The organism is Psychromonas marina (assembly GCF_030161115.1).
GTDB lineage: Bacteria > Pseudomonadota > Gammaproteobacteria > Enterobacterales > Psychromonadaceae > Psychromonas > Psychromonas marina.
The window spans coordinates 138,123-154,230 of sequence record NZ_BSPQ01000016.1 but is presented as its reverse complement, the minus strand read 5'-3'; the positions used below and the strand labels follow the sequence as shown (position 1 = coordinate 154,230).

The following is a 16,108-nucleotide window of genomic DNA, read 5'->3' as shown; positions in this document are numbered from 1 at the left end:
TAAAAGTCCACTGCTCTACCAACTGAGCTAACGGCCCATATATAAATATGGTTTTGGTTTTGTTATTTAATACGCCTTTTAAATTAAAAGTGTATTAATGGCTCTACCAACTGAACCAACATTCCATATATAAATATGGCTTGGTTTTTTACTCTACCAACTGAGCTTCATATAAACACTTTAAGAAAAGTGGTGGGCCGTGAAGGATTTGAACCTTCGACAAATGGATTAAAAGTCCACTGCTCTACCAACTGAGCTAACGGCCCATATATAAATATGGCTTGGTTTTTTACTCTACCAACTGAGCTTCATATAAACACTTTAAGAAAAGTGGTGGGCCGTGAAGGATTTGAACCTTCGACAAATGGATTAAAAGTCCACTGCTCTACCAACTGAGCTAACGGCCCATATATAAATATGGTTTGGTTTTATTGTTTAATACGTCTTTTAAATTAAAAGTGTATTAATGGCTCTACCAACTGAACCAACATTTCATATATGAATATGAAGCGGTCTAAATTTTGATATATTATATCGATTTAAAAACCTAATTGAACTTTAATATGAACTGCGTCACACCGTCTCAACTGCGGCGTATAATATACAATAATTTTTAGAGCGCAACAAAAACTTTGCGCTTTTTTTCTGTTTGCCGAGAAAACAAACAAACCAACATGTTAGGCTAACGTTCTCGGGCTTATAAAGACTTTAAACGCTTACTAGCAAGACCTGCTGCCGATGAATCCGGATATTCTTTTAATACCTTTTGGTAAAAGGTTTTAGCAGAATCTTTTTTACCAAGATACTCATCAATAATTCCGATTTTAAATAGCGAATCAGCACGTTTATTTGAATCAGGGTATTTCTCTGTCACGATTAAAAAAGCATTACGTGCTTCATCACGCTTTTGTTCTTTGTAAAGCAACTGTCCTAACCAATATTGCGCATTAGCGATCAATGATGATTCAGGATGATCAATAACAAATGCTTCAAAGGCTGTAATTGCTTGTAAATAGTCTTTATCCACTAATACTAAATCAACAGCAGATTGATAAGCGGCTTTTTCATCCACAGCAATAGGTTCACTATTTTCAGAAGGTGTTTTTACAGGAGTAACAGCAACACTGTTTTTTTGTTCATCAATAAGCTGGTAGAGATTTCGCTGGCGGTTTTCAATTTGATCAATCTTATGATTAAACAACTCTAAATTACCGTTAATCTGGCTCACTTCTTGAGAAAGTTCATCAAGTTGATTCTGGAAGCGAATCTGTATTCGATTACGACTTTCAAGCAAGCGCGATAAATCGTCTAGCTGTTTTATGATCTCTTTATTGCTTTTCGTCGCAGTAACATCGCTAACAGGTGCAGCTGCGTAGCTAGAAGCAGATAAAAAAGTGGCCATAAAAATGGCCACGTTTAAGTTTACTTTATTCATACTATCTATAAATTAGTAAGTAAGTTCAGCACGACGGTTTTCAGCATGTGCAGCTGCGTCATGGCCAAAGTTAACTGGTTTCTCTTCACCGTAACTTACAACACTTAATTGGTTAGCAGCAACACCCATGTTTTCTAGGTAAGTAGCTACAGAGTTTGCACGACGTTCACCAAGTGCGATGTTATATTCAGGCGTACCTTTTTCATCGGCATGGCCTTCAATTACGATTGAAGTATCAGGATTAGCAACTAAGTATTTTGCATGTGCATCAAGAATCATAGTGAAACGAGGTGCGATAGCTGATTTATCGAATTCAAAGTTGATTGTTGTTTCTAGAATTGCTGCTGTGTACTCTTGTACCATTAGCTCTTCTTCGGTTAGTTCAACCTCTACAATTACATCAGTTTCAACTACACTCACTTCTTCAACAGCTTCTGTAGCGGCTTTATTCGTTTCAGCTGATTCAGCATCGCTATCACTATTTGAGCTACAAGCGCCTAGTGCTAACATTGGTAATGCAATCAACAAGCTTTTTGAAATCATCGATAAGTTCATTTTCTTTCCTTATTTTACTTTAAAAAAAATAGTTAGTTTAAAAACGGAGACCATGCTGGTGATTTAACGTCACCATTTTTAGCTGGGATATTTGCTTTAAAGCGTCCATCCATTGAGACCAATGCCAAGCCCTTCTTACCTTGAAAAACAGTACTGTAAATAATCATACTGCCGTTAGGTGCGACACTTGGCGATTCATCTAGCTGTGTTTTAGTTAATGTTCTCAATTCCCCAGAATCAAGATCTTGCACTGATATTTTGTAGCTTCCATTATGACGGCTTACTACTACAAGGTTATCACCATCTGGGGTAATTGTGCCACCTAAATTCAATTCACCTTCCCAAGTAAGGCGTTTTGTTTGACCAGATGTGAGCTCAACTTGATAAATCTGAGGTCTTCCACCGCGTTCCGACGTAAAAATCAAACTTTGACCATCCGGTGACCAACTTGGCTCTGTATCAATAACACGATTTCGAGTGATACGTTTTAGCGCTTTAGTCATGATATCCAACACATAAATCTCTGGTTGACCATCCTTTGATAGCACTAATGCTAGTTGTTTTCCGTCAGGAGACCAACTTGGCGCACCATTTATTTTTGGAAATGACGTCATTAGCTCACGTTTTTGTGTATAAAGGTCTTGAATATACACCTGTGACCGCTTCTGCTCAAAACTGACATAGGCTAGTTTACGCCCATCTGGTGACCATGTTGGTGTCATAATAGGTTGTTTAGAACGTAAAACTAATTTTTCGCCAAACCCATCATAATCAGAAATTCTTAGCTGATATGGGTGTGAACTTTTACGATCCACGGCGACATAAGCGATACGAGTTAAGAAAGCACCTCGTACGCCGGTTAATTTTTCATAAACAACATCACTGATGCGATGTGAAAATTGGCGTAATTGTGCTTTTTTAACGCTGCTGCGGCGTTTTTCCATCACAGGTGAGTACTCTGGCATGCCCATATTGCCCGTCACTACATCAAGTAATTCATAGGTAATAGAATATTCCCCAGCTTTGCTAGAAGGTCTAACTTCTCCCATTACAATCGCTTCAACACCAATGTTATGCCATAACGCATAATCTAATTGTTGGCTGTTTGAGGGGGTTTTAGGCATTTTATCGACAGAAATAGGGCTAAACTGACCACTACTTCTTAAGTCGTTACCAATGATTTCTGAAAAATTTTCTGGCTTACTGCCCTCACCTAACCATTTAAATGGAATAACAGCAATTGGACGGGCAGTATTCACCCCTTCTGTTATCAAGATCTCCAAACGTGCAGACGCCTGCACTGAAACCATTAATAACGATATTGATAAAATCAAACGTACAAACATCTTTTATTTTCCTTACAAGTCAGGCTCTAAAGTAATATCAAAATCGCGGAATTGCACTGCAATTTCAGGATCCTTGGGAATCGGTAATGTTTTCGCTCTTAACGTTGCACGTTTAGCTGAATCACATAGTTTTTGATCACCCTTACTATGGTTGGCTGTTAATACTAGACCATCGGGTGCTAAGCGAATTGCTAAGGTGCAAGTTTTACCTTTCATACTCGGTTCAACTTGCCAATTTCTACTTATTTTATCTTGAATAAGTGCTTTATACCGTGCGATTTCAGACAGCTGCTTTGAACTTTGTGCATTAGAGAAAGCATCGGCAAACTCTGCTTCCATCTGTTTATCCAGTTCAGCTTGACGTAAACGTTCAGCCTCTGCCGCTGCTTTTTGTTGACGCACTTTCTCGGCTTTTAACTTCGCCTCTTTTTCTGCTTTTAATTTTGCTTCTTTAGCTTGCTTCTCTTTCAGTGCTTTGGCAGCGGCCACTTTCTCAGCTTCAATACGTTTAGTCTCTGCTTGCTGCTGTTTAACCCGTTCAGCTTCTTGTTTCTTACGCTCAACTTCAGCCACTTTTTTAGCTTCTTCTGCCGCTTTTTTGGCACGTAACGCTTTAGCTGCAACAATCTCTTCAAAGAGAATACGCTCTTCCTCTTTTTTCTTACGTGCGACTTCTGCTTTTTCGGCCTGAATTCGTTTTGTTTCAATTTCTTTACGTTGTTTTTCTGCTAACTTTTTTTCACGTTGTACACGCGCTTTTTCTTTGCGAATTTGATCCGCTTTTCTTTTCGCTGCGGCTAATTTATCTGCTTCTTGCTGTGCTTTTTGTTTTGCCAAATCATCAAACAATTTTTGATTCACCACCGAGGCATTAATGATCACAACCTCCTCTTTGGGTTTATCTTTCAGCAGCTTAAAATCCATTCCTAACAATATTACTGCACCAATAATAAGATGCAGTGCTAACGCAGTAACAAAGGCGATAAACGTAGTACTATTTTTCATTTTCCACCGGCTCAGTCATTAACCCCAGTGAGGGTACTCCCGACTCCTGCAGTAATACCATTAATTCGACGACTCGCTTATAAGGAACGTCACCATCCCCTTTAACCACAAATTGAGCGTCTTTATCAGCAACAAGCTGCGCTTTTACCAACGCACTCATCTCTTGTGCAGTCAGTGATGTGTCACCACTTTCACCCACGTCCAGATAATATAAACCTTGCTTATCAATCGAAGCAATAAGCGGTGGCTTGCTATCAGTCGGCAGCGCTTCAGCGGTAGATTGTGGTAAATCTACTTTGACGCCTAATGTTACGGTCGCTGCGGTTGCCATAAAAATGATTAACAGCACTAACATTACATCAATATAAGGAACCACATTAATTTCTGCGACAATTTTACGACGCGGTCTTCGATAAGAATATTGCATAACCGCCCTTACTCGTTTTCAGTCATCGCTTGACGATGCAAAATAGAGGTAAACTCTTCCATCAAGTTGATGTAAGCCGTTTCAATTTTTGCTAATTGTGTTGAGAATCGGTTATAAGCCATTACTGCAGGTATCGCAGCAAATAAGCCCATCGCTGTTGCTATCAAGGCTTCAGCAATACCAGGAGCAACCATGGTTAATGTAGCCTGTTGTACTTCACCAAGTGCAATAAATGAGTTCATGATCCCCCATACGGTACCAAACAGACCAATATATGGACTGATTGAACCAATCGTTGCTAGCGCAGAAAGCCCTGACTCAAGCTCTTCCACTTCACGCGATAAGGTGACACGCATACTACGATGTGCGCCTTCAGTGACACTGTCAACATTACGCCCAGGCATACGATGCAAGCGAGAGAACTCTTTAAAACCACTGTTAAATATTTTTTCCCCGCCCACAATACGTTCACTACGAGCAGCGGTTTCTTTGTATAAACGACTCAGGTCGTGCCCAGACCAAAAACGCTCTTCGAAATGATCTAGCGCTTGTTTGGCTGATTTGAGCAATCTTGCGCGCGAAAAGATCAACGTCCACGAATAAACAGACATCGCAAGTAGTAGTAACATTACGATTTTTACAAGCATACTTGCTTGTAAAAATAGACCTATAAAAGACATATCAGCATGCACTGGACATTACCTCGATTATTTCAGCTGGAATAGCTGTTGGTTTCATTTTCTGTAGGTTAACACAGGCGATTAGAGTAGAGGCTTTACAAAGTAGTTCCCCACTTTCATTAAATATTTGTTGTTTAAAGACTAAGCTCACTTTTCGGTAACTTTCAACTTCAGTTTTTACCGATAACAACTGATTAAAACGTGCTGATTTGATGCAGTCCATCTCTACTTTTTTTACCATAAACGCGATATTTTGTTCTAGCAAAACATCTTGTTCAATATTAATTTCACGTAACGCTTCGGTGCGCCCACGCTCAAAAAACTTCATATAATTAGCATAATAGACGACGCCACCAGCATCGGTATCTTCGTAATAAACTCGTACGGGTAAAGTAGAAATCAACACTCTGTTTTTCCATCAAAAATTAATAACAGCTAAGCTACTATAAACAAGCGTTTTTGTCGAATTATGTCGACACTTTGTTTTCAACTAAAATAGCCTAAATGTAAACGATAAGAAGATCATTTAAGTTGTTCATTACGCCCTATCAGTCGCTTTATGACAACAAAATCAAGCGCAATCATAAACGGCCTGTTAAACTGAATTAAAACCTAACTTAATGGTCATTATGAATAGAAGCTCTTTTTTAAGGCATTTTTCACTCGCTTCCCCAACGCAATTATCCATCAAATGCCCCCAACAACAGCACCACAGAAAAGCGGCAGTGTTAATCGCGTTAATAGAACGCGACGATGAACTTCATATTATTTTTACCGAGCGTGCGCTTCACCTGCGCCACCATCCTGGACAGGTGAGTTTTCCGGGTGGTAAGCATGAAACATTTGATTCTAGTTTGCAGCAAACCGCGATCAGAGAAACGAACGAAGAGATAGGCATTAAGCCTGAGTTTATCGAAATTATAGGTCAACTACCTTCCCTCAAGACCACCAGCGGTTTCGAAGTATTTCCCATTGTCGCGTTTGTTGATCAACGTTTTAGTTTAAACATTGACGCTAATGAGGTGAAAAGTGTTTTTGAAGTCCCATTACGCTTTTTATTAGACAGTAAAAACTTTCATCTTCAGCACTTAATCGCCAATAAAAAACGCCACTCCACCTATTGTATCGGTTATCAAAACAACCTTATTTGGGGAGCAACTGCGCAGATGTTAAAAAACCTACAACAGCTACTGTTATCAAACGATGTTTAAGACTCAGTTTGATATAAATCGATACGTGAATAAACGCGTTCAAGGTAATGCTTGGTTTCATCGTAGGGAAGGTTTGCCATCAGCTGCTGATAAACCTGCTCAGGCGTGAGTTGATTAATTATCTTTGCTGCTTTGTTGATATTGCGTGAGCCATCTTTATTAAACACTCTAGCGACATTTCCTGCGCCTGTATTATAGGATGCAATCGTACAGTAAAGCCGACTCTGATCATTGCTAATCGCTTTTAAATAACGTTTATCCAAAATATTAAGATAAGCACTGCCCGTCTCTACATTTATTTCCGGTACATAAAGATCACTGACTTCCATCGGTTTATCAATATTACGCACTAATTTATTCACATCATGCCCAGCTGTTCTCGGCACAATTTGCATCAATCCATAAGCAGGCACAGCGGATTTGGCTTTAGGGTTAAATGCGGACTCAGAATGCATGATAGCCATGATTAACGGGGCTGGAATTTGATTGATCTCACTCTCTTTTTCAGCAAAGGGAGCATATAAACTGGCACGTTTTTGTAAACTATTGTTAGGTAGTTTTACTTTATAGGTGACTATTTTAGTTTCATCATTAGCGTTCTGTTGCGCCTCTTGATAGGTTTTTTCACTGTTCAATAGACGCGCTTGGCTGCTTTTTAAAAGCGCAGTTTTCTCCTCTACAGCAAGTAAACGAGCCTCTTTTTCAGTTAACGACTTGTCTGATAACAATGCGCTATCGATCTGTTTATCTATCTCTTGTGCTTGAGACTGAGTCTGCTTAATAATAATCTCTTTGCTTTGTTGCTTATTACTTTCAGAAAACTCCACCTTTGATAAGGTTACTTTCCCTTGATCGGACACCGGGGTATCACTAAACACTTTGGCGATATTAGACTGTTTATCGGTTAATAGCTTTTCAAACTGTTGCTTAACGGCCACTTCCGCTTCCGCTTGAGAAAGGTTTTTATCAACAATCAGCTCAACTTTAACCTCTCCTGACTCATAATCGACGACCGATTTCACCTGTTTATCAGCATTAAACTCAACATCATATTGCGCATTAATCGGTTCCGCTTTGCCCCACTTATTGATCACCTGCTGTTGGAACTGATCGAACTCTTTTAAGTATTGCTCCTGCCAAACTTGATAATCACTCTTTTGCGCTATCAGATATTGTTCAAATTCACGCTGAGTTTGCTGTGAACTTGCATGCTGAGCATCAAATCCCTGCATTTCAGCATCTAACTCATCAAAGGGATCGTTGGCGGATGCCGTTGATGATAATAAAATAAAGGCAATATTGACCAATTTTAGAGAGTGTTTCATTTTGATATTTGCTCCTTCGTTAACAACGATATCTATTTTCTACAGCAATTCGATTTAACAGGTTATTTTGCAAAACAACTTAAGGAACTAAGCGATTTATGAGAGGGGTTTTAGCGAGTAGCATGGTGCAACATAAAGACGCAAATAAAACAATAATAGTAATAATGGGGATCGCTAACCAGTTTGAGGCAAAGAAACTATAAAAGCCATTATCTAACTCACGCACTGGAATTAACAATATCGGATGTAACAGGTAGATACCCAGACTGTATTTTGAAATAACTGAGATCAATGCACGCAACTTTCCTGTTATTTTATCTGCGTAGGCTTGCGCAACAACAAATAACATCCCGCCTATAATCATGGTATTGAGTGTCTTATACCCCATGAAGTATGAGCTATATTGTCCGGATTTAAATGCTAATTCCCAGGAACCAAAAAAGTTAACAATGAGCATACTAATACCTGCAATTAACCATGCCTTAAGTTGCGCACTATTATCACGATTAAACAGATACCACCCCAGAATCAGGTAACCGGTATATAAGATTAAATTTTCTAATAAAAAACTTTCTACCTTTAACCATTTCATCAAGAACATCAACCCACATACAACCACCAGCAACTTAACTAATTCAGGTGTTAGCTTTTTAAGCAATGGGATTAAAAAAGGAATGACAAAATAGAGTGGGATAAAGTCATAAAAAAACCACAAATGATACCAAGCAGGATCATTAGGAGAGTTCTGAATCACTAGCATCACTTGCTCAGCTGACCATCCACCAGCAGCAAAGCCACTTATAATAGCGTAAATAATTGTCCATCCAATAAACGGAATCGCTACCTTCGACAAACGTTTGGTTAAATAGTGTTCACAATTAAAAGCGCGCTCCGTTGAAAGCAATAGCGCCCCACTTATCATCATAAATACAGGGACTGCCCAGCGCGTAACACTGTTAATCCCCATTGCAGCGAGCCAATCACTATCAGGGATTTCACCATAAAGATAACGAAAAGGCCCTAATACATGAATTGCAATCACCGCAATAGCCGCGATAAAGCGTAAAAAGTCGATATAAAAAATAGAGGGTCTTTGCGTTGCCATAAATTCGCTTATTGTTATTTATAATTATTAAGATAGAGTTAATTGTTGAGACTAATCAACTCGTTTGTCAAAAGCAATTTTGTTGTCACATAAATTTTAAGCTGATCAGTAAAGGATTATATGATGCTGTAAAGTGCGAGAAAGTACTCAAGGATAACCATTTTATGGATAAAATGTTCAACATCATCATCTATTGCTTATCAGTATTGGTTCTCTCTTGCCTATTGCCAAATACTGTCTATGCGGCGAATAACTTTGTCGCTTGGGATAAAAAAGGTGATAAATGGTTACAACAAAGCTCAGCACATTTCTCAGTTAACTATCTACGGCAGCATCAAAAAAAGGCAACGCAAGTTTTAAAAATTGCAGAGCAAGTACATCAAGAGTTACATCCTTTCTTTAAGGTAACACCAACAAATCCTACTCAGATTATTCTGTTAGATGATATTGATTACTTGAGGTTACATGAGTCTACCTTAGAGTATGGTGAAATACGGTTAGTCATGAGTCCACCAACCAATGCCAATGCAATTGAATTAGAAGATAACTGGGTACACTTCTATTTAGCACATGAATACAGTTATATTTTACAGATGCAACTCTCACAAGGTACCTGGCGTGGTCTTTTTATCTCCGCAGAGTTTACCCCCGCAATGCTGCTGGAAGGCGTTGCCATCTACCTAGAGAAAAATAATAAATTAACAACAGAGAGCTTATCGTCTAGCAGTTTTCAGATGCAAATGCGCATGCAAGTAATTGATGACCACCTTAAAGATTTACAAAAAGTCATCATTAGAAACCGAGAGTGGCCACTCACTTCAACTTACATATATGGTGCCTTCTTTATTGATTATCTAGCGCAAACCTACGGTGAAGAGAATCTGCTCACTTTTTTAGAAAATTACAGTCGGCACCTATTCTCATATCCATTTTTAAATAAAGAAACAAATAACGTTTTTAACAAAGATTTTTTGACCCTTTGGCAAGAGTTTAAGATCCACTTAGAAGAGGAATTTTCTGAGCAAATACATACCTTAGAAAAAAACAACGTTAATGGTGAGTTGATATCTACGTCGCCTTTTATACAAATTGCGACAGATGCTATAGATGGATTACTGGTTAACAAAATAACCGGTGAAGACCGACATCAAATCCAACAGTATCAGCAACAAAATAGCCCAAAATATAAGTGGAAGACTATCGCTGCGACAAATCAACTAAGAAGTATGGACAGTCACCCGCAAGCGGGGTTAATCACAACGCGTAATATTAATTATGTAAACGGTAAGCAATACAACGACATTTATCTGTATACAAAAGGAAATTGGCAACGACTTACTGAACAAGCGCGATTCAAGCATGTACGCTTTATGCCCGATGGGAAAAGCATATTAGCAACCAGTATTATTGAGGGATTAAGCGAATTATGGCTAATTAAACTCGATCAACCAGAGTCTGCTATTAAAATATGGCAGGGCCAAGATAATGTAATTTTAGGCGAGTTTGACATTGCCCCAAACGCGCAATACTTAGTCGCATCAATGAAAGCGCCCCTCAGTCAATGGAAGCTGGCTAAATTCGACTTAATCACTAAACAATGGCATTACCTAACGCAACGTAATGGCCATGAAAATTCACCACTTTTTCTACCGGATGGTGCCTTAGTTTATAGCGCAACTTACAGCGGAGTTTCAAATATCTATCGTTTAGATATGGACAAAAACAACATTACTCAATGGACTAATGTTGTCGGTGGCGCCTTTCACCCCCTATGGCAAAATGGCCTAGGTTTAGTTTTCCAAAGTTATGGTACAAAGAGTTACATGATCCGTCATATTGAAAACCCAATTCCTATCAACACGCTACCACTTTCGGAGGGCGCCACTACTATCACGTTAAAACGAAGCGATGAAGGCAATATCAAGCTTTCTGAACCAATTGAATATAGCACTTGGGCAACGGTGCAACCACACTCATGGTTACCTATCTATTATGTTGATACCGTGCGTTCATTGATTGGACTAAATACCTACGGTGGAGATGCACTAGGTCGGCATAATTATGAGCTATATGCGCTGTGGGATGCAAAAAACCAGTTAGCCAGCTACTTCCTTGAATACCGTTATGATAACCGCTGGTCACTTGGTTACTTGCGTGATTATAAGTTTAAAAATATTAGTTTAGATGCATCAAAACCTGATTATCAAATATCCACCAATCAAACCTATCTACTAGAGCGTAGCCACCTACTTTCAGCATGGGAAGACAAACTCAGCTTACATATCGGTGGCTCCATGAGTTTTGATAGCTTGTTCTATCAACCTGATTTTGTACAAGCAATAGAGACCGTAGAAAATGAAGCAAAAGAGATAACCTTGGGGGTGGCAATCACCTTTGATAATCAGGAATATTATTTGAACGTTCCCTCTGTGGGTTGGGGCCATTATTATGATTTTACCTTTGAGGAGAATATTTTAGACAGTGACTTTAGTGGTCAAAAATACCAAACCCAATGGCGTGCCACATGGGACTTACCCGGGCGAACCACTATTATGACGCGCCTTGCAGCTGGTTTATCAAGTAGTGATGCCAAACGATATACCTTAGGAGGCAATAATTTAAAAAATGAGATGAACCTCTTTGATCGTAATAGCCAAGCGATTCGTGGTTATGATGATATCGCTTTGCAAGGTCATCATTATTTTACTCAACGTATTGAGTTAAATAGCTGGCTAGGCAGGTTCGAGCGTAATTGGGGGATATTTCCACTTGGCATGGGGGATATTGCCGGTACGCTTTTTCTTGATTCAGGAACCGCTTGGGATGCGGGTGAAAGTTTAGAGCCGATCATGGGGATCGGCGCACAACTTCAATTAGAGTTTAAGCTCGGTTATAACTACTCACTGCCTATAAACCTCGGTTATGCCTATGGGACAGATAAGCAACTAGGTAAAGATTACCTTTACCTAAACTTTGGTAGTAGTTATTAGACAGCACTGTTCTCTACTCTTTAAATTTTAACAAAGCCAACCTAGTCGCAGCGTAATCTATTGATGCAAAAAGGTCGTTATTAGAAAGTATCGAATGAAGCAGTCTGCCCTTTACTGCTTATGTTTACTTGACCACTACAATATTGCTGACGTTTGCATATTGGATAATTAAGGCATGCCTATAACGCTACTTTTGATAATCTATGACATCATTGTGTCGTTAGTTTTTCGATCAGTTATAATCCCTGACTTTTATATTGTTCATCCTTCTGCTGCTGCAACCTTAACAGCTCTGCTTCAATGTTCTTCGCTTTTTGTAACGCTTGTAACTGTATATCAGGAATAATGACCTGCTTAGGCTTATCTTCCGTGCAAGCCGAGACTAAAAAAAACATCGTCAATAAACACAACTTATGCATAATAATTCCTTTATTAATAAACCAAAATTGTAAGCGCTGAAGCGGTGATGAGTGATTATTTTCAGTTAAGCTATTATTGTAGAACTATTTATATTAATCACTTATAACGTATTAAATATAAACAGTTGTTTTGTTGTTATAACTCTTTATATTAACCATCCCACACTTCGTTTCACTTTAGGTAACCCAATGCTAAGAATTTTTAAATACTTTGAAAATTTAGTGCCCGCATTAAATGACACAGAACCCACTCAGCCACCCAATACATTGGTTGCTTTTTGCCTGCATTATACAAAGGGTTATGGTAAAGCGTTAATTGTAATGACAATTCTTACATCATTATTAGCGATTTTAGAGGTATCACTGTTTGGTTTTATGGGGCAATTAGTTGATTGGTTAATTACTAAAAACCCAGAAACGCTATTACAAGATGAAGGCTTAAGACTAATTTTAATGAGCCTCATTGTATTAATTTTCATTCCAGCGCTGACGATATTGCATTCATTGGTTGTGCATCAAGTTTTATTAGGCAATTACCCGATGTCTATTCGATGGTTTGCACATCGTTATTTATTAAAACAAAGTGTGTCTTTCTATCAAGATGATTTTGCCGGGCGTATTGCAACTAAAGTGATGCAAACAGCACTCGCAGTACGTGAAACGGTGATGAAACTATTAGATGTACTGGTTTATGTCTTAGTGTATTTCATCTCGATGGTAGTAATGGTTGCACAAGCGGATTATCGTTTAGCGATTCCGATGCTTATCTGGCTAGTGGTTTATATCTGTTTACAGTACTACTTTATTCCACGTTTACGCAAAGTAGCCGTCGAACAAGCAGATGCACGATCAACCATGACTGGTCGTATTGTCGACAGTTACACCAATATTTCAACGGTAAAACTGTTTGCACATACCGACTCAGAATCAGCCTATGCAAAACAGGGCATGACTGGCTTTTTAGATACCGTATATCGACAAATGCGCCTCGCAACGAGCGTCAATGTCAGCGTCCAAATTTCAAATTATATATTGGCCTTTGCTATCACTGCGCTTGCTATTAGCTTATGGATGGAAAGTGCGATTAGTGTCGGCGCAATCGCGATTGCCATCAGTTTAGCACTGCGTTTAAACGGCATGTCACAATGGATCATGTGGGAGCTAAGCTCATTGTTCGAAAACATAGGCACTGTAACCGATGGTATGCATACGCTTGCCAAACCTAATGTTATTGAAGATGACAACGGGGCAAAACCATTAGTTGTTAATAAAGGAGCGATCCACTTTAATAACATCAGTTTTAATTATGGTGAAAACAAAGGCATTATTAATAACCTTGACCTAAATATCAAAGCGGGTGAAAAAGTCGGTTTAGTGGGTCGTTCTGGTGCGGGTAAATCAACCTTAGTTAACCTTTTATTGCGCTTTTATGATGTTGAAAAAGGTCAAATTGTTATTGATGATCAACCTATTAATCAGGTGCAGCAAGAGAGCTTGCGCTTACAAGTCGGTATGGTGACCCAAGATACCTCACTATTGCATCGCTCTATTCGAGAAAATATCCTTTATGGACGTCCCGATGCCAGCGAAGAGCAGATGATTAAAGCCTGTAAACAGGCTGAAGCGCATGACTTTATAATGGGGTTAACTGATAACTCAGGTAATACGGGATACGATGCACAAGTGGGTGAACGTGGTGTAAAACTTTCAGGCGGGCAACGCCAGCGAATTGCTATTTCACGAGTATTGTTAAAAGATGCACCTATCTTAGTATTAGACGAAGCCACTTCCGCCCTTGATAGTGAAGTGGAAGCGGCAATTCAAGAAAGCTTGTATGAGTTAATGCAAGGCAAAACCGTTATCGCTATTGCGCATCGTTTATCTACTATTGCAGCAATGGATAGGTTGATTGTATTGGATCAAGGAAAAATATTAGAACAAGGAACGCATCAAGAGTTGATTCAAGGTAAAGGTATTTATGCTCAACTTTGGGCACACCAAACCGGTGGATTCCTTGGGGTTGACTAAAAACTTCTTTTAAATCAAGTGCACAAAAGGTTTTATTTACTTGAACAACGTGACTTCCAATAAAAGAGAGCTTTGTAAGCTCTTTTTTTTTTATAAAAAAACGCCTTCAAGCCACTACAGCGAGAACACAAATTAACGTACACTAGCCGCTATTTTTTTTGCAACTTTTTTGTAACCTACTTTGTAACTTATGCTCAACATACTTTACGAATTATTTTACCCAATAACACCACTCTTAATTAAGGTACTAACGTGACTAACGCTAAATCTACAAATGCAGTAGCCCCATCCTTTATTGCGCTGCTTCCACTGTTTCTCTTTTTAACATTATTTATTGGCGCAGGTCTTTATTATCAACAGATTGGCGTTGACTTCGCATTTTATCAACTACCAAGTGTGGTTGCTATTTTACCCGCTATCATCTTAGCGTTAGTAATTTCAAAACAGAAATTAAACAACGCAATTGAGACATTTATTGAAGGCATTGGACACGCAAATATTATTGCGATGTGTCTCATTTACTTGTTAGCGGGTGCATTTGCAGCCGTTGCAAAAGCAACCGGTGGCGTTGATGCAACCGTTGCTCTCGGTTTATCACTGATTCCTGCAAGTTTATTATTACCGGGTTTCTTTTTAATCGCCGGTTTCATTGCAACAGCAATGGGCACCTCAATGGGCACCATTGCAGCAGTAGCACCGATTGCATTAGGTGTTTCACAGGAAGCAAATATCGATTTAGCGTTAATGGCCGGTACTGTTATTTCTGGTGCAATGTTTGGTGATAACTTATCGATCATCTCTGATACAACGATTGCAGCAACTCGTAGCCAAGGCTGTGAAATGCGCGATAAATTTAAAGAGAATATTGTATTTTCAATTCCAGCGGCAATCATCACTATTATCGTTTTAATTGTAGTGGGCCAAGGCAGTGCTGAATTAGTACCGCAGGAGATTGATTTCTTCAAAGTATTACCTTACTTAGCAATTTTAGTGTTGGCGGTTTCTGGCTTAAATGTATTTGTGGTATTGACGACGGGTATAGTGCTTGCAGGTTTAACCGGCTTTGCAACCATGGACTATAGCGTAACTACCTTCGCTAACGACATTTTTACTGGCTTTAAAAATATGCAGGAGATTTTCGTTCTTTCAATGTTAGTCGGCGGTTTAGCTGCATTGATGCAACAACGTGGTGGTCTGGCATATATCAGTCAAAAAATAGAAGCAATTATCACACGTTTCTCTAAAAAACAGAGTAAGCGTGTCACTGAAATCGGTATTGCAAGCTTAGTATCACTGACCAATGCCTGTGTGGCGAATAATACTGTCGCGATTCTTGTCACTGGTAATATTGCTAAAGATCTTGCCGAAAAAGAGGGAATTGAAGCAAAACGTTCAGCAAGTCTATTGGATATTTTCGCGTGTATTTTACAAGGTATTTTACCTTACGGTGCACAAGCACTGTTAGCCGCTTCTGTTTTCTCAATCTCTCCGATCGCTGCTGCAAGTAATGCTTGGTACTGTTTTGTATTAGCCGGCGTTGCAATACTTATTATTAGCTTAAGAAAGCATAAATAACGCAGCA

14 protein-coding genes and 2 tRNA genes are annotated in these 16,108 nt (G+C 39.0%); 4 read left to right on the top strand and 12 right to left on the bottom strand.

The window, feature by feature from the left end; all coding sequences use genetic code 11:
• Positions 1–190: 190 nt before the first annotated feature.
• From QQK09_RS15445 to ybgC, 9 genes are all read right to left on the bottom strand, one after another.
• Positions 191–266, bottom strand: a tRNA-Lys gene (locus QQK09_RS15445).
• Between the two features lie 65 nt (positions 267–331).
• Positions 332–407, bottom strand: a tRNA-Lys gene (locus tag QQK09_RS15440).
• Between the two features lie 290 nt (positions 408–697).
• The gene (ybgF, locus tag QQK09_RS15435) at positions 698–1,435 is read right to left on the bottom strand and encodes a tol-pal system protein YbgF (RefSeq protein ID WP_284205056.1); all 738 of its coding nucleotides are present in this window, start codon (positions 1,433–1,435) and stop codon (positions 698–700) included.
• Between the two features lie 12 nt (positions 1,436–1,447).
• A complete protein-coding gene (gene pal / locus QQK09_RS15430; protein WP_284205055.1) occupies positions 1,448–1,990 on the bottom strand; it encodes a peptidoglycan-associated lipoprotein Pal in 543 nt (180 codons plus the stop codon).
• A gap of 32 nt (positions 1,991–2,022) precedes the next feature.
• The gene (gene tolB, locus QQK09_RS15425; RefSeq protein ID WP_284205054.1) at positions 2,023–3,336 is read right to left on the bottom strand and encodes a Tol-Pal system beta propeller repeat protein TolB; all 1,314 of its coding nucleotides are present in this window, start codon (positions 3,334–3,336) and stop codon (positions 2,023–2,025) included.
• Positions 3,337–3,348: 12 nt separating this feature from the next.
• Positions 3,349–4,341, bottom strand: a complete 993-nt coding sequence (tolA, locus tag QQK09_RS15420; protein ID WP_284205053.1) for a cell envelope integrity protein TolA — start codon at positions 4,339–4,341, stop codon at positions 3,349–3,351.
• Positions 4,331–4,768 carry a protein TolR gene (gene tolR, locus QQK09_RS15415; RefSeq protein WP_284205052.1) on the bottom strand — a complete coding sequence of 146 codons (438 nt, stop codon included), beginning with the start codon at positions 4,766–4,768 and terminating at the stop codon, positions 4,331–4,333. Before tolR ends, tolA begins: the two co-directional genes overlap by 11 nt.
• Before the next feature lie 8 nt (positions 4,769–4,776).
• Positions 4,777–5,460 carry a protein TolQ gene (gene tolQ / locus QQK09_RS15410; RefSeq protein WP_284205051.1) on the bottom strand — a complete coding sequence of 228 codons (684 nt, stop codon included), beginning with the start codon at positions 5,458–5,460 and terminating at the stop codon, positions 4,777–4,779.
• Positions 5,450–5,854 carry a tol-pal system-associated acyl-CoA thioesterase gene (gene ybgC, locus QQK09_RS15405; RefSeq protein ID WP_284205050.1) on the bottom strand — a complete coding sequence of 135 codons (405 nt, stop codon included), beginning with the start codon at positions 5,852–5,854 and terminating at the stop codon, positions 5,450–5,452. Before ybgC ends, tolQ begins: the two co-directional genes overlap by 11 nt.
• Positions 5,855–6,077: 223 nt before the next feature.
• Between ybgC and QQK09_RS15400 the strand changes: the two genes are divergently transcribed.
• Positions 6,078–6,659, top strand: a complete 582-nt coding sequence (locus QQK09_RS15400; RefSeq protein ID WP_284205049.1) for a CoA pyrophosphatase — start codon at positions 6,078–6,080, stop codon at positions 6,657–6,659.
• Here QQK09_RS15400 and QQK09_RS15395 read toward each other — a convergent pair.
• A complete protein-coding gene (locus QQK09_RS15395; RefSeq protein ID WP_284205048.1) occupies positions 6,656–7,984 on the bottom strand; it encodes a transglycosylase SLT domain-containing protein in 1,329 nt (442 codons plus the stop codon). The two genes, QQK09_RS15400 and QQK09_RS15395, sit on opposite strands and share 4 nt — an antisense overlap.
• A gap of 79 nt (positions 7,985–8,063) precedes the next feature.
• Positions 8,064–9,089, bottom strand: a complete 1,026-nt coding sequence (locus tag QQK09_RS15390; RefSeq protein ID WP_284205047.1) for an acyltransferase — start codon at positions 9,087–9,089, stop codon at positions 8,064–8,066.
• Between the two features lie 164 nt (positions 9,090–9,253).
• Between QQK09_RS15390 and QQK09_RS15385 the strand changes: the two genes are divergently transcribed.
• A complete protein-coding gene (locus QQK09_RS15385) occupies positions 9,254–12,079 on the top strand; it encodes a hypothetical protein (RefSeq protein ID WP_284205046.1) in 2,826 nt (941 codons plus the stop codon).
• A gap of 236 nt (positions 12,080–12,315) precedes the next feature.
• Here the strand turns inward: QQK09_RS15385 and QQK09_RS15380 are convergent, their stop codons facing one another.
• A complete protein-coding gene (locus tag QQK09_RS15380; RefSeq protein ID WP_284205045.1) occupies positions 12,316–12,498 on the bottom strand; it encodes a hypothetical protein in 183 nt (60 codons plus the stop codon).
• Positions 12,499–12,696: 198 nt separating this feature from the next.
• On the opposite strand from QQK09_RS15380, the gene QQK09_RS15375 reads away from it, so the two are divergent.
• A complete protein-coding gene (locus QQK09_RS15375; RefSeq protein ID WP_284205130.1) occupies positions 12,697–14,526 on the top strand; it encodes an ABC transporter ATP-binding protein in 1,830 nt (609 codons plus the stop codon).
• Between the two features lie 252 nt (positions 14,527–14,778).
• Positions 14,779–16,101 carry a Na+/H+ antiporter NhaC family protein gene (locus QQK09_RS15370; RefSeq protein WP_284205044.1) on the top strand — a complete coding sequence of 441 codons (1,323 nt, stop codon included), beginning with the start codon at positions 14,779–14,781 and terminating at the stop codon, positions 16,099–16,101.
• Positions 16,102–16,108: the final 7 nt, after the last annotated feature.

What these genes read in the sequence shown, in the direction of transcription:
- ybgF (WP_284205056.1), bottom strand. Translation starts at nt 1,435, where the DNA reads ATGAATAAAGTAAACTTAAACGTGGCCATTTTTATGGCCACTTTTTTA.
- QQK09_RS15400 (WP_284205049.1), top strand. Translation starts at nt 6,078, where the DNA reads ATGAATAGAAGCTCTTTTTTAAGGCATTTTTCACTCGCTTCCCCAACG.
- tolB (WP_284205054.1), bottom strand. Translation starts at nt 3,336, where the DNA reads ATGTTTGTACGTTTGATTTTATCAATATCGTTATTAATGGTTTCAGTG.
- QQK09_RS15380 (WP_284205045.1), bottom strand. Translation starts at nt 12,498, where the DNA reads ATGCATAAGTTGTGTTTATTGACGATGTTTTTTTTAGTCTCGGCTTGC.
- QQK09_RS15390 (WP_284205047.1), bottom strand. Translation starts at nt 9,089, where the DNA reads ATGGCAACGCAAAGACCCTCTATTTTTTATATCGACTTTTTACGCTTT.
- pal (WP_284205055.1), bottom strand. Translation starts at nt 1,990, where the DNA reads ATGAACTTATCGATGATTTCAAAAAGCTTGTTGATTGCATTACCAATG.
- QQK09_RS15385 (WP_284205046.1), top strand. Translation starts at nt 9,254, where the DNA reads ATGGATAAAATGTTCAACATCATCATCTATTGCTTATCAGTATTGGTT.
- tolA (WP_284205053.1), bottom strand. Translation starts at nt 4,341, where the DNA reads ATGAAAAATAGTACTACGTTTATCGCCTTTGTTACTGCGTTAGCACTG.
- tolR (WP_284205052.1), bottom strand. Translation starts at nt 4,768, where the DNA reads ATGCAATATTCTTATCGAAGACCGCGTCGTAAAATTGTCGCAGAAATT.
- QQK09_RS15395 (WP_284205048.1), bottom strand. Translation starts at nt 7,984, where the DNA reads ATGAAACACTCTCTAAAATTGGTCAATATTGCCTTTATTTTATTATCA.